Origin of the sequence: Streptomyces sp. NPDC093097 (assembly GCF_044754325.1) — a bacterium.
In the GTDB taxonomy this organism is placed as follows: Bacteria; Actinomycetota; Actinomycetes; order Streptomycetales; family Streptomycetaceae; genus Streptomyces.
Genome location: NZ_JBIVOW010000006.1, coordinates 366,594 through 379,109 on the forward strand (window position 1 = coordinate 366,594; position 12,516 = coordinate 379,109).

The 12,516-nt window shown below is 72.0% G+C and carries 11 protein-coding genes; 8 read left to right on the plus strand and 3 right to left on the minus strand.

Annotated features, from left to right (window positions below; genetic code table 11):
- The first annotated feature begins 104 nt into the window (after window positions 1–104).
- The 4 genes from ACIQE0_RS13960 to ACIQE0_RS13975 all read left to right on the plus strand — a co-directional run bounded on the left by ACIQE0_RS13960 (window position 105) and on the right by ACIQE0_RS13975 (window position 4,639).
- Window positions 105–1,277, plus strand: a complete 1,173-nt coding sequence (locus ACIQE0_RS13960; protein WP_366329982.1) for a ubiquitin-like domain-containing protein — start codon at window positions 105–107, stop codon at window positions 1,275–1,277.
- Complete coding sequence (rsmA, locus tag ACIQE0_RS13965) at window positions 1,274–2,182, plus strand: 16S rRNA (adenine(1518)-N(6)/adenine(1519)-N(6))-dimethyltransferase RsmA (protein WP_366329983.1); 909 nt, start codon at window positions 1,274–1,276, stop codon at window positions 2,180–2,182. The genes ACIQE0_RS13960 and rsmA overlap by 4 nt, the downstream gene beginning before the upstream one ends.
- A complete protein-coding gene (locus tag ACIQE0_RS13970) occupies window positions 2,179–3,120 on the plus strand; it encodes a 4-(cytidine 5'-diphospho)-2-C-methyl-D-erythritol kinase (RefSeq protein ID WP_402331430.1) in 942 nt (313 codons plus the stop codon). Before rsmA ends, ACIQE0_RS13970 begins: the two co-directional genes overlap by 4 nt.
- 112 nt (window positions 3,121–3,232) lie before the next feature.
- Window positions 3,233–4,639: a hypothetical protein gene (locus tag ACIQE0_RS13975; RefSeq protein ID WP_402331433.1), complete on the plus strand. Its 1,407-nt coding sequence runs from the start codon at window positions 3,233–3,235 to the stop codon at window positions 4,637–4,639.
- Between the two features lie 55 nt (window positions 4,640–4,694).
- Here ACIQE0_RS13975 and ACIQE0_RS13980 read toward each other — a convergent pair whose 3' ends face one another.
- Window positions 4,695–5,294: a Uma2 family endonuclease gene (locus ACIQE0_RS13980; protein WP_366329986.1), complete on the minus strand. Its 600-nt coding sequence runs from the start codon at window positions 5,292–5,294 to the stop codon at window positions 4,695–4,697.
- Window positions 5,295–5,509: 215 nt separating this feature from the next.
- Between ACIQE0_RS13980 and ACIQE0_RS13985 the strand changes: the two genes are divergently transcribed.
- Together ACIQE0_RS13985 and ACIQE0_RS13990 are read left to right on the plus strand one after the other, a co-directional pair.
- Window positions 5,510–7,312 (plus strand): ABC-F family ATP-binding cassette domain-containing protein, encoded by a 1,803-nt coding sequence (locus ACIQE0_RS13985; RefSeq protein ID WP_366329987.1) that lies wholly within the window; start codon window positions 5,510–5,512, stop codon window positions 7,310–7,312.
- Window positions 7,313–7,482: 170 nt separating this feature from the next.
- The gene (locus tag ACIQE0_RS13990) at window positions 7,483–8,178 is read left to right on the plus strand and encodes a response regulator transcription factor (protein WP_402331438.1); all 696 of its coding nucleotides are present in this window, start codon (window positions 7,483–7,485) and stop codon (window positions 8,176–8,178) included.
- Here the strand turns inward: ACIQE0_RS13990 and ACIQE0_RS13995 are convergent.
- Entirely contained in the window at window positions 8,148–8,459 is a 312-nt protein-coding gene (locus tag ACIQE0_RS13995; RefSeq protein WP_366329989.1) for a hypothetical protein, read from the minus strand. The two genes, ACIQE0_RS13990 and ACIQE0_RS13995, sit on opposite strands and share 31 nt — an antisense overlap.
- A gap of 13 nt (window positions 8,460–8,472) precedes the next feature.
- A complete protein-coding gene (locus ACIQE0_RS14000) occupies window positions 8,473–10,176 on the minus strand; it encodes a sodium:solute symporter family protein (RefSeq protein WP_402331442.1) in 1,704 nt (567 codons plus the stop codon).
- Between the two features lie 279 nt (window positions 10,177–10,455).
- On the opposite strand from ACIQE0_RS14000, the gene galT reads away from it, so the two are divergent.
- On the plus strand, window positions 10,456–11,532 hold the full coding sequence (gene galT, locus ACIQE0_RS14005) for a galactose-1-phosphate uridylyltransferase (RefSeq protein WP_402331445.1): 1,077 nt from the start codon (window positions 10,456–10,458) through the stop codon (window positions 11,530–11,532).
- On the plus strand, window positions 11,529–12,512 hold the full coding sequence (gene galE, locus ACIQE0_RS14010; RefSeq protein ID WP_366329992.1) for a UDP-glucose 4-epimerase GalE: 984 nt from the start codon (window positions 11,529–11,531) through the stop codon (window positions 12,510–12,512). The genes galT and galE overlap by 4 nt, the downstream gene beginning before the upstream one ends.
- Window positions 12,513–12,516: the final 4 nt, after the last annotated feature.

The window sequence follows — 12,516 nt, forward strand, 5'->3', positions numbered from 1 at the left end:
CGGCCCGACTCGCGCCACACCGGCGGGAGTTGGGCCGACCGCCCCCACTCCGCTACATTCCGCAGTTGACCGATTACGTGGTGTCACTCGTGGGAGGTGGGGCGTTGAGTCCCTCGCAGAGCGGCCACCGCGCCGGACGCGCCCGCGGCGGCCACCGCCGCCACCGCCGCCGCACCGCCGACCCCGCCGAACGCCTCCGCCGGCTGCTGCCCCGCGCCCTGGTCGTCGCCTTCCTCGCCGGCGGCACCACCGCCTTCGTCGCCCACGACAAGGCCGTCCGGCTCAGCGTCGACGGCCACCCCCGCACCCTGCACACCTTCGCCGACGACATCGGCGAACTCCTCGCCGACCAGCACCTCGCGGTCGGCCCGCACGACCTCGTCGCACCCGCCCCCGGCACCGGCCTCGCCAGCGGCGACGCGGTCGTCCTCCGCCGCGGCCGGCCCGTCCGGCTCACCCTCGACGGGCGCCCCCACCGGGTGTGGACCACCGCCGGGACCGTCGAGGAGGCACTGCACCAGCTCGGCGTCCGCGCCGAGGGCGCCTATCTCTCCGCCTCCCGCTCCGACCCCATCGGCCGGCACGGCCTGGAACTGGCGGTCCGCACCGCGCGCACGGTGGTCTTCGTCGCCGACGGCCGCGCGCACCGCGTCCGCACCACCGCCGCCACCGTCCGCGAGGCCCTCGCCCAGTCCGGTCTGGCGCTGCACGGCCACGACACCCTCTCCGTGCCGCCGGACAGCTTCCCGCGCGAGGGCCAGACCGTCTCCGTGCTGCGGATCACCGGCACCACCGAGGTCCGCGAGGAGCCCGTCCCGTTCCGTACCGTCAAGCGGCCCGACCCGCGGCTGACCCGCGGCACCGAGCAGGTCGTCCGCCCCGGCGCCCCCGGCCTCCGGCGCCTGACCTACCGCCTGGAAACCGTCAACGGCGTCCGCCTCACCCCCCGGAAGGTGGCGGCCGAGACGGTCCGCGACCCCCGCCCGCGGATCGTCCGCATCGGCACCGCGGCCGCGCCCGCCTCCGTGCGCGGCGCCGACCACCTGGCCTGGGGCGCGCTCGCCCGGTGCGAGGCCGGCGGCCGGCCGGACGCGGTCGACGCCTCGGGCGCCCACGGCGGCCTCTACCAGTTCGACGTCGCCACCTGGCACCGGCTCGGCGGCACCGGCCGCCCCCAGGACGCCCCCGCCGCCGAGCAGACCTACCGGGCCAAGAAGCTCTACGTCGCCCGGGGCGTGAGCCCCTGGCCCGAATGCGGCCGTAAGCTTCACGGGTGAGCGAGCGCAACACCACCGAAGAATCCGGCCCGCTGCTGGGCCCCGCCGACGTCCGGGAACTGGCGGCAGCGCTGGGCGTACGCCCCACCAAACAGCGCGGCCAGAACTTCGTCATCGACGCCAACACCGTCCGCCGGATCGTGCGGACCGCCGACGTCCGCCCCGACGACGTGGTCGTCGAGGTCGGCCCGGGCCTCGGTTCGCTGACCCTGGCCCTGCTGGAGGTCGCCGACCGCGTCACCGCCGTCGAGATCGACGACGTGCTGGCCGCGGCCCTGCCCGCCACCGTCGCGGCCCGCCTGCCCGAGCGCGCCGACCGCTTCGCCCTCGTCCACCGCGACGCCCTGCACGTCACCGAGCTGCCCGGCCCGGCGCCCACCGCCCTGGTCGCCAACCTCCCCTACAACGTCGCCGTCCCGGTCCTCCTCCACATGCTGGAGCGGTTCCCGACCATCGAGCGCACCCTGGTCATGGTCCAGGCCGAGGTCGCCGACCGGCTCGCCGCCGGCCCCGGCAGCAAGGTCTACGGCGTCCCGTCGGTCAAGGCCAACTGGTACGCCGAGGTCAAGCGGGCCGGCGCCATCGGCCGCAACGTCTTCTGGCCCGCCCCCAACGTCGAATCGGGCCTGGTCTCCCTCGTCCGCCGCGCCGAGCCGCTGCCCTCCCGCGCCTCCCGCGAGGAGGTCTTCGCCGTCGTCGACGCCGCCTTCGCCCAGCGCCGCAAGACGCTGCGGGCCGCCCTCGCCGGCTGGGCGGGCTCGGCCCAGGCGGCCGAAGCCGCGCTGGTCGCGGCCGGCGTCTCGCCCCAGGCCCGCGGCGAGTCGCTGGCCGTCGAGTCCTTCATCGCCATCGCCGAGAACAAGACCCCGGCCCCCGACGCCGGCGACCAGGAGCCCACCCGATGAGCCGCCCCGCCGCCCCCGGCGTCACCGTCCGCGTCCCCGCCAAGGTCAACGTCCAGCTGGCGGTCGGCGGCCGCCGCCCCGACGGCTTCCACGACCTGGCCAACGTCTTCCTCGCCGTCGGCCTGTACGACGAGGTCACCGCCACCCCCGCGGACGCCCTGACGCTCACCTGCACCGGCCCGGACGCCGACCAGGTCCCGCTGGACGACACCAACCTCGCGGCCCGCGCGGCCCGCGCGCTCGCCGCCCGCCACGGCCTGGACCCCGCCGTCCACCTCCACATCGCCAAGGACATCCCCGTCGCAGGCGGCATGGCCGGCGGCAGCGCGGACGCCGCCGGCGCCCTGCTGGCCTGCGACACCCTCTGGGGCACCGGCGCGACCCACGACGAACTCCTCGCCATCTGCGCCGAGTTGGGCAGCGACGTCCCCTTCAGCCTGGTCGGCGGCGCGGCCCTCGGCCGCGGCCGCGGCGAGCTCCTGGAGCCGCTGTCCGTCGGCGGCACCTTCCACTGGGTCTTCGCGGTCGCCGACGGCGGCCTGTCCACCCCCGCCGTCTACAAGGAGTGCGACCGCCTGCGGGACGCCTCCGGCACCGGCGCCACCACCGCCGACATCCCCGACCCCGAGCCGTCCCCGGCCCTCCTGGAGGCGCTGCGCACCGGCGACCCGGCCGCCCTGGCCGCGGCCCTGGACAACGACCTCCAGGCCGCCGCGGTCTCGCTGCGCCCCTCGCTCACCGCGACCCTGCGGGCCGGCACCGACGCCGGGGCGCTGGCCGCCCTGGTCTCCGGCTCCGGCCCGACCACCGCGTTCCTGACGGCCGACGCCGAGCAGGCCGACCGGGTCGCCGCGGCCCTGCGGGCTTCGGGCACCTGCCGCACGGCCCGCACCACCGCCGGACCCGCCCCCGGCGCGACGGTCGTCACCAACGGCTAGTCCCGCAAAGGCCGTTCGGCGCCGCCGGGCCGTCCGGTCCGTGCCCGATCCGTGTCCGTACCGTGTCCGCCACCCGGCAACCGCGCGACCCGCCGCCCGAGTCTGGTCCGGCATGAGGGCTTCGAGAGCGGATACCCGGCGAAGACGCGCGACCACGGCCTGGGCGGCCGCCCTTCTGGTGGTGCTCGGCGGGGTGGTGACCGCCAGCGGCGTGGAGCGGCCCGAGCGGCCGGGGGTGAGGCTGGCGTTCCGGGACACGCCGCGCACCCACTACCTCAGGGCGCTCGACGCACCGGGCAAGGAGCCGCCCTGGGGCCAGCAACCCGAGGCGTTCTACGTCGCCCTGGAGGCGAACCGGACATCCCCGGGCCGGGTGCCGACGCAGGCCGAGAAGATCAAGGTCACCTTCGACCTGTCCGACGCCAAGGCGGTGGCCGTGTCACTCGACCCCGGGGACCGGCTCGACGGATGCATGTGGTCCGGTGCCCTCGTCACCTGCACTCCGAAGGACAGCACAACGGGGAAGGTCAAGGACATCGCCTCGGGCGAGTACGCCTACGCCGCGCACCTCCACCTGCTTCCCAAGAAGCAGGTGCCGAAGGGGCCGGTCGGGTCCTTGAAGATCACCGTGACCAGCAGCAACGCCCCCACCATCCACCACACCACCCAACTGGTCAACGGCGCACCGCACTTGACGACACGGGGCGGCGCGGGGGGCTCGTTGCCCGATCCGATAGAGCCCGGCTCCGAGCTGAAGCTGAGGCCCGCCTTCGGCAACGACGGAGAGATCGGCATTGAGAGCGACCTCAGCATCGTGGTGGACGTGAAGGGGCAGGCGACGCTGCGCAGGCAGTACCGCAACTGCCGTTACGACCAGGCCGACGCACCGAAGAAGGCGGTGTGCACGATCCCCGGCCCGCTGTCCGTCGGAGCGGCGTACGAGACCGACCGGCCCTTCACGGCCGTGGTCGACAAGACCGGAAGCCACGGCCTGATCACGTCCACCCTGTATCCCGCCCCCAACACCCCGAGCGGCGATCTGCTGCCCGCCTCGGCCCCACGGGGAACCGGCGCGCCGATCGGGTTCCGCCCCACCGACAGCAGCCGTTTCCAGCCGTTCGACAAGGATGAACTGTCATTCCTCACCACTCGGAGGTACGACCAGCAGGTCAACGGGTTCACCCTCAAGGGCAAGGTGGGCGACGAGATCTCCATGGACGTGATGGACGTGGACGGCTACTTCGACGGGGACACGTACCTGACCCTGCCCGAGGGCCTCACCCTGATCGGGCACCGAGACGGCGAGAGCGGCGACGACCCCTTCTGCGAGTACTACGGGAAGAAGCGCCGGACGGTGCTGTGCCCGACACCTCTGAACGTCCACCCCACGCTGCGGTTCCGCATCGACAAACGGGTCAAGGGCGCGCGGGGCACGGTCTTCGTGAAACCCGATCCGGAGCACCCGGACCCGGACCTGACGAACAACACCGCCCCGATCACGATGGAGTACCTCGACTGACGACCCCGGCAACCGACGTGAGCGACGCCATGCGGCCGGCCGTCACCGGCGAGGCCTACAGCTTGTCGATGGCGGTCAGGTCGATGTCGATGGGGTAGGGGCTGTCGACCGTGATCCGGTCGTGGTGCATGCCGGTGTGCACGTAGGTCCCGGTGAGCGGGTCGAGTTCGTAGACGTGGACGACGGGCTTTCCGTTGGCCCCGCTTTCCTCGACCCGCCAGAAGTTCTTGATCCCGGCGGCGGCGTACTTCCGCGGTTTGGTCGTCCGGTCGCGGGACGCTGATTCGGGCGAGACGACTTCGACGACGAGGGGTACGTCCTTGGCCTGATACCGCGTCTTGTGCGGCCCGGTGACCGCGTCGGCCCGGATCACGCTCACATCGGGCTCGGGACCGTTGCGTTCGTCGAGGACGACGGTCATCTCCCGCCGCACGCGGAACTCGGCCGGGGCGGTGGTCCGCAGGCCGTGCTCCAGGATGTACAGCATCAGCGTGTGGAATTCCCGCTGCGGACTCACGAGGACCAGGCTCCCGTCGATCAACTGGGTGTGCGGCGGGAGATCCGGCAGGGTGAACAGGTCGTCCACGGTGTAGCCGTCCAGCGGGGGCATCGGCCAGTGATGCTCGAGGGACTCGGCGATCATGATTCCTCCCATGGACGGGATTCTTCGTCCTGCCAGTAAACGGTAGCGGCCCGATCCGTCCTAGTCATCACAACGAGTGACGCCGCGGCCGGCGTCGGGCGGCGTTCTCGCGGGCGGGCGCACCGCTGTGCTCCGCGGGCAACGGGGCAGGCGGGCCGCCGGGGGCGGGCGACTACTCTTGGAGGCCGACCGAGCCCCGGACCGGGGAGTCACAGACCAGGAGTGAGATGGCCGCCAACCTCGTCAATCTGGAAGCCGTCGACAAGGTGTACGGGACCCGTGCGCTGCTCGACGGTGTGTCCCTCGGCGTCAATGAGGGCGACCGGATCGGCGTCGTCGGCCGCAACGGCGACGGCAAGACCACCCTGATCCGGATCCTGGCCAAGCTGGAGTCCGCCGACACCGGTCGGGTCACGCACGCCGGTGACCTGCGGTTGGGCGTGCTGACCCAGCACGATTCGCTGGACCCGGCCGCGACCATCCGGCACGAGGTGATCGGGGACCTCGCCGATCACGAGTGGGCCGGTAACGCCAAGATCCGGGATGTGCTGACCGGGCTGTTCGGGGATCTGCACCTGCCGGGCTTCACGCAGGGGCTGGACACCGTCATCGGGCCGCTGTCCGGTGGTGAGCGGCGGCGGATCGCGCTGGCGAAGCTGCTGATCGCCGAGCAGGACCTGATCGTGCTGGACGAGCCGACCAACCACCTCGACGTGGAGGGCATCTCGTGGCTGGCCCGGCATCTGGCCGGCCGGCGCTCGGCGCTGGTGGTCGTCACCCACGACCGGTGGTTCCTCGACCAGGTCGCGACGCGGATGTGGGACGTGCAGCGGGGCGCCGTCCATGAGTACGAGGGCGGCTACTCCGACTACGTCTTCGCCCGCGCCGAGCGGGAGCGGATCGCCGCGTCCGAGGAGGCCAAGCGGCAGAACCTGATGCGCAAGGAACTGGCCTGGCTGCGGCGCGGCGCCCCGGCGCGCACCAGCAAGCCGCGGTTCCGCATCGAGGCGGCCAACGAGCTGATCGCCGACGTGCCGCCGCCGCGCGACAACGCCGAGCTGATGAAGTTCGCCAGCTCGCGCCTGGGCAAGACGGTCTTCGAGCTGGAGGGCGTGACCGTCCAGGCCGGGCCGAAGGTGCTGCTCAAGCATCTGACGTGGCAGCTGGGGCCGGGCGACCGGATCGGTCTGGTCGGCGTCAACGGTGCCGGCAAGACCTCGCTGCTGCGGACGCTGGAGGCGGCCGCCCGCAGTGGGGGCGAGCAGCAGCCGGCGGCCGGCAAGGTCGTGGTCGGCAAGACCGTCAAGCTGGCGTACCTCTCGCAGGAGGTCGCCGAGCTCAATCCGGCGCTGCGGGTGCTGGAGGCCGTGCAGCAGGTGCGCGACCGGGTCGACCTCGGCAAGGGCCGGGAGATGACGGCGGGGCAGCTGTGCGAGAAGTTCGGCTTCACCAAGGAGAAGCAGTGGACGCCGGTCGGCGACCTCTCCGGCGGTGAGCGGCGGCGGTTGCAGATCCTGCGGCTGCTGATGGACGAGCCGAACGTGCTGTTCCTGGACGAGCCGACCAACGACCTCGACATCGAGACGCTGACGCAGCTGGAGGACCTGCTCGACGGCTGGCCCGGCTCGATGATCGTCATCAGCCACGACCGGTACTTCGTGGAGCGGACGACGGACCGGGTGTTCGCGCTCCTGGGGGACGCGGCGCTGCGGATGCTGCCGCGCGGCCTGGACGAGTACCTGGAGCGCCGGCAGAAGGTGATCGAGGCGGCGACGCCGGCGCCCGCGCAGCCGGCCGCCGCGGCGCCGAAGAAGCCGGCCGCGGTCAATCGCGCGGCGCAGAAGGAGCTTCAGCGGATCGAACGCCAGCTGGACAAGATCGGGGAGAAGGAGGCGAAGCTGCACGCGCAGATGGCCGAGCACGCCACCGACTTCGAGAAGATCGCCGGGCTGGACGCGGAGCTCCGGGAACTGGGCGGGCAGCGCGAGGAGTTGGAGATGCGCTGGCTGGAGCTCGCGGAGGACGCGTAACCCTCCCCGCCCCTCGTGGAGTCGCCGCGCAGGGGTGGCAATCGGCCCCGATAGGTCTGGATTCCCGCGTTCCGGTGGTCTTCTCCAGCCTAGGGGGCGCGGATCGGCAGCCGAGCGTGTAACTTCCCGGGAACACCCAGCCACGTCGGGGAGTTGAGGGGGTTCGCTCGATGGGCGTGCGGCTCATGGTGGTCGACGATCACCGCCTGCTCGCCGAGGCCCTCGCCTCGGCCCTGAAACTGCGCGGGCACCGGGTCCTGGCGGCCGCCGCGCCCAGCGCCGGGGCCGCGGACCTGGTGGTGAGCCGGGCCCCGGAGGTCTGCCTGCTGGGCACCGCCGGGCCCGCCGAGCCGGGCGCGTTCGAACCGGTCGTCCGGATCAAGAAGGAGCGGCCGCAGGTCGCGGTGGTGGTGCTCGGGCCGGTGCCCAGCCCGCGCGGGATCGCCGCCGCCTTCGCCGCCGGCGCCTCCGGCTACGTCCGCAACGACGAGCGCATCGAGGGCGTCGAGCGGGCCATGATCAAGGCGCGGGCGGGCGAGGCGGCGGTCGCCCCGCAACTGCTCCAGCAGGCGTTCGAGGAGCTGCTGCACCCCGCCGCGCAGCCCGACGACGAGGGGGCGCGGCTGCTGTCGCTGCTCACTCCCCGCGAGGTGGAGGTGCTGGTCCGGGTCGCCGAGGGCGAGGACACCCGGGTGATCGCGGTGGGTATGGACATCGCGCCGAGCACCGCCCGCACCCATGTGCAGCGGGTGCTGATGAAGCTGGAGGTGGGCTCCCGGCTGGAGGCGGCCGCACTGGCCGCCCGCACCGGCCTGCTGGAGCGCGTCCAGCGGGGTCAGCCGGCCTCGCCGTGCTCCGCGTCCTGACCGCCGGGGAGGTCCGCCGCGGGCGGCGGGACGGTGGGCCGCAGCTTCAGCCACACCAGGAAGGACACCCCGAGGGCGAGCATGCCCAGGCCCGTCCACAGGTTGATGTTGATGTCCTGGGCCTTCTTCAGGTCCGCGGCGGAGGCGGTGAGCCCGGCGGCGGTGACGAGCACGCCGTAGACGGCGAACAGGCCGCCGATGATCAGGCGGATGTCGAAGAGCCGGGCGGCGGTGGCCGACCTGCGCTCCAACTCGCTGACTTCGTCTTGCAGTTCGGACATGGCGGGTCTCCGGTCAGAGCGAGTAGGGCAGGTAGCACAGGGCGGCGAGGGCGACGGCGCCCCAGCCGAGCAGCGCGGGCTTGCGGTACCAGGCGTCGTCGCCCGCGGCGGGGGGCTCCGCCGGCCCCGGCGCGGTGGTTCCTCCCCCACTCTCGACTTCGTTCGAGCGGGGGGACCCCCAGACCAGCCCGGCGAGTTCGGCCGCCGGCTTGGGCGCGGTGAAGAGCGTGACGGCGACCATGACCACCGCGCCGGCGACGAAGCCGACGATCGCGGAGACGAAGTTGGCGCCCTGGTCGGTGGGGATGGCGATGACGCCCTGCTTGTAGATCCAGAAGTAGTTGACCATCGCGGCGGTGGTGCCGGCGAGCAGGCCCCAGACACCGGACTTCATCGAGGCCCGCTTCCAGAACATGCCGATGATGAAGACCACGAACATCGGCACGTTGAAGAAGGAGAACAGGGTCTGGAGGTAGCCCATGACGTTGGAGAACGACGAGGCGATGAACGCGGTGCCGATCGAGGCCAGCACGCCGATCGCGGTGATCAGCCGGCCGAAGCGCAGGTAGTAGCCGTCGGGCCGGTCCCGCTTCACGTACTTGGCCCAGATGTCGTACGTGAAGACGGTGTTGAAGGACGAGACGTTGGCGGCCATGCCGGCCATGAAGGCGGCGAGCAGTCCGGTGACGGCGATGCCCAGCACGCCGTTGGGCAGCAGCTCCTGCATCAGGTAGGGGATCGCGTCGTTGTACTGCAGGCCGCCGGGGGCGCCGAGCTTCGGGACGAGGACGGCGGCGACCAGGCCCGGGATCATCACCAGGAAGACGATGAAGATCTTCGGGAAGGCGGCGATGAGCGGGGTGCGCCGGGCGGCGGAGAGGTTCTTCGCGGACAGGGCGCGCTGCACCTCGGCGAAGTTGGTGGTCCAGTAGCCGAAGGAGAGCACGAAGCCCAGGCCGAGGACGATCGTCAGCCAGTTGGCGCCCAGCGCGTTGGCCTGGCCGATGCCCGTACCGCCCCAGGCGGTCAGGAAGTTGTGGCCGTGCGAGGCGGTGAGCGAGTCGGTCAGTCCGCCCCAGCCGCCGACCCGCTTGAGGCCGAGGACGACCAGCGGGATCAGCGCGGCGAGGATCACGAAGAACTGGAGCACCTCGTTGTAGATCGCCGAGGAGAGTCCGCCGATGGTGATGTAGGCGAGGACGAAGAGCCCGGCGACGACGATGGCGACCCACTGCGGCCAGCCGAGCAGCGCCTCGACGACGATCGACAGGGCGTAGAGGTTGACGCCCGCGATCAGGACGGCGGCGAAGGCGAAGAGCACCGAGCTGAGCAGGTGCGCCGACCTGTCGAAGCGCTGGAGCAGGAACTCCGGTACGGAGCGCACCTTCGAGCCGTAGTAGAAGGGCATCATGACCAGGCCGAGGAAGACCATGGCCGGGATGGCGCCGATCCAGTACCAGTGGACGACCGCGACGCCGTACTGCGCGCCGGTCGCCGCCATCCCGAGGATCTCGGTGGCGCCGAGGTTGGCGGCGACGAAGGCGAGGCCGGTGACCCAGGCGGGCAGCGACCGCCCGGAGAGGAAGAAGTCCAGGCTCGTCCGCACGCTGCGCCGGGCGGCGAATCCGATGCCGAGGACGACGACGAAGTAGAGGGCCAGGATCGTGTAGTCGAGCCCGTTGGTCGGGAGTCGTAGCCCTTCGGCCAGAGTGATCATGCGGGGACTCTTTTCGGGAGCACAGCGTTGTGCGCGATGGCGTGCGCGAAGCGAACGCACAAAAACGTACGCACACACGACCGAAAACTGAATAGTTTTGTTTGATTCAGTTGTTGGATCATGAGCGAACGCCTCTGGCTCCGCGGGGGTTTGCCCCTTATCTCCGCTCTGTCCGTCGGGAAGGGGGTGGGTGATCTCGCGTTGACGGGCCTGTTGGGTTGTGCTTCATTGTGTTTGTTTCTGTTTGGGCGGTGTGGCCGTCATGGTGAGGAGCTCCCGGTGAAGAAGACGACGACCCGGCTCGCGGACGGCCGGGAGCTGATCTACTACGACGCGTCCGACGCCACCGACCGCGGCGTCGCGGACCCCCGCCCCCTCGACCCGGTCGCCACCGCCTCCGAGATCCGCACCGACCCGCTCCTCGGCGACCACGTCGCCATCGCCTCGCACCGCCAGGGCCGCACCTACCACCCCCCGGTCGACGCCTGCCCGCTGTGCCCCTCCCGTGGGAGCGGCGCCCAGGCTCTCGGTACGGGGGGCGGCCGGCAGACCGAGATCCCCGCCGACTCCTACGACGTCGTCGTCTTCGAGAACCGCTTCCCCTCGCTCGCCGGCGACCACGGCCGCTGCGAGGTGGTCTGCTTCACCCCCGACCACGACGCCTCGTTCGCCGACCTCACCGAGGAGCAGGCCGCCCTCGTCCTCGACGCCTGGACCGACCGCACCGCCGCCCTGTCCCAACTCCCCGGCGTGGCACAGGTCTTCTGCTTCGAGAACCGCGGCGCCGAGATCGGCGTCACCCTCGGCCACCCGCACGGCCAGATCTACGCCTACCCCTTCGTCACCCCCCGCACCGAGCGGATGCTGGCCTCCCTCGCCGCCCACCGCGAGGCCACCGGCCGCAACCTCTTCGACGACGTCGTCGCCCGCGAACGCGCCGACGGCCGCCGCATCGTCCTCGACGGCGACCACTGGACCGCCTTCGTCCCGTACGCCGCCCACTGGCCCTACGAGGTGCACCTCTACCCCAAGCGCCGGGTACCCGACCTGCTCGCCCTCGACGACGCGGCGCGCACAGAGTTCCCACAGCTCTATCTGGAAGTCTTGCGCCGGTTCGACCGGATCTTCGGCCCGCACGCGGACCCGACGCCGTACATCTCCGCCTGGCACCAGGCACCCGTACACGCCCCGGACCGCGAGGAGTTCGCCCTCCATCTGGAGCTCTTCACCATCCGCAGGACTCCCGGCAAGCTGAAGTTCCTCGCGGGTTCCGAGTCCGGCATGAACGTGTTCATCAACGACGTGCCGCCGGAAGCCGCGGCCGACCGACTGCGAGAGGTGGCGACCCAGCCATGAACAAGTACCTGGTGACCGGTGGCGCGGGCTACGTGGGAAGCGTGGTGACCCAGCACCTCCTGGAGGCCGGGCACCACGTCACGGTCCTCGACAACCTCTCCACCGGCTTCCGCGCCGCCGTCCCGGCCGGCGCCGAGTTCATCGAGGGCGACATCCACGACGCCGCCCGCCACCTCGACGACTCCTACCGCGCCGTCCTCCACTTCGCCGCGTTCTCCCAGGTCGGCGAGTCCGTCGCCAAGCCCGAGAAGTACTGGCGGAACAACGTCGGCGGCAGCATGGCCCTGCTGGCCGCCATGCGCGACGCCGGCGTACGCACCCTCGTCTTCTCCTCCACCGCCGCCACCTACGGCGAACCGGCGGGCAGCCCGATCACCGAGACCGACCCGACCGCCCCCACCTCCCCCTACGGCGCCAGCAAACTCGCCGTCGACCACATGATCAGCGGTGAGGCCGCCGCCCACGGCCTGGCCGCCGTCTCGCTGCGCTACTTCAACGTCGCCGGCGCGTACGGCAGGTGCGGCGAGCGCCACGACCCCGAGTCGCACCTCATCCCGCTCGTCCTCCAGGTCGCCCAGGGCCGCCGCGAGGCGATCTCCGTCTACGGCGACGACTACCCCACCCCCGACGGCACCTGCGTCCGCGACTACATCCACGTCGCCGACCTCGCCGACGCCCACCTCCGCGCCCTCGGCGCCGCCGTCCCCGGCGAACACCTCATCTGCAACCTCGGCAACGGCAACGGCTTCTCCGTCCGCGAGGTCATCGAGACCGTCCGCAAGGTGACCGGCCACCCCATCCCCGAGATCACCGCCCCGCGCCGGGCCGGCGACCCCGCCGTCCTGGTCGCCTCCGCACGGACCGCAGCCGACCGCCTCGGCTGGCAGCCCACCCGCACCGACCTGGCCGACATCGTCGCGGACGCCTGGGAGTTCACCCGGTCCCACAGCTCCGGCAATCCCGGCCCGTCCGGCGTGTGAGGAC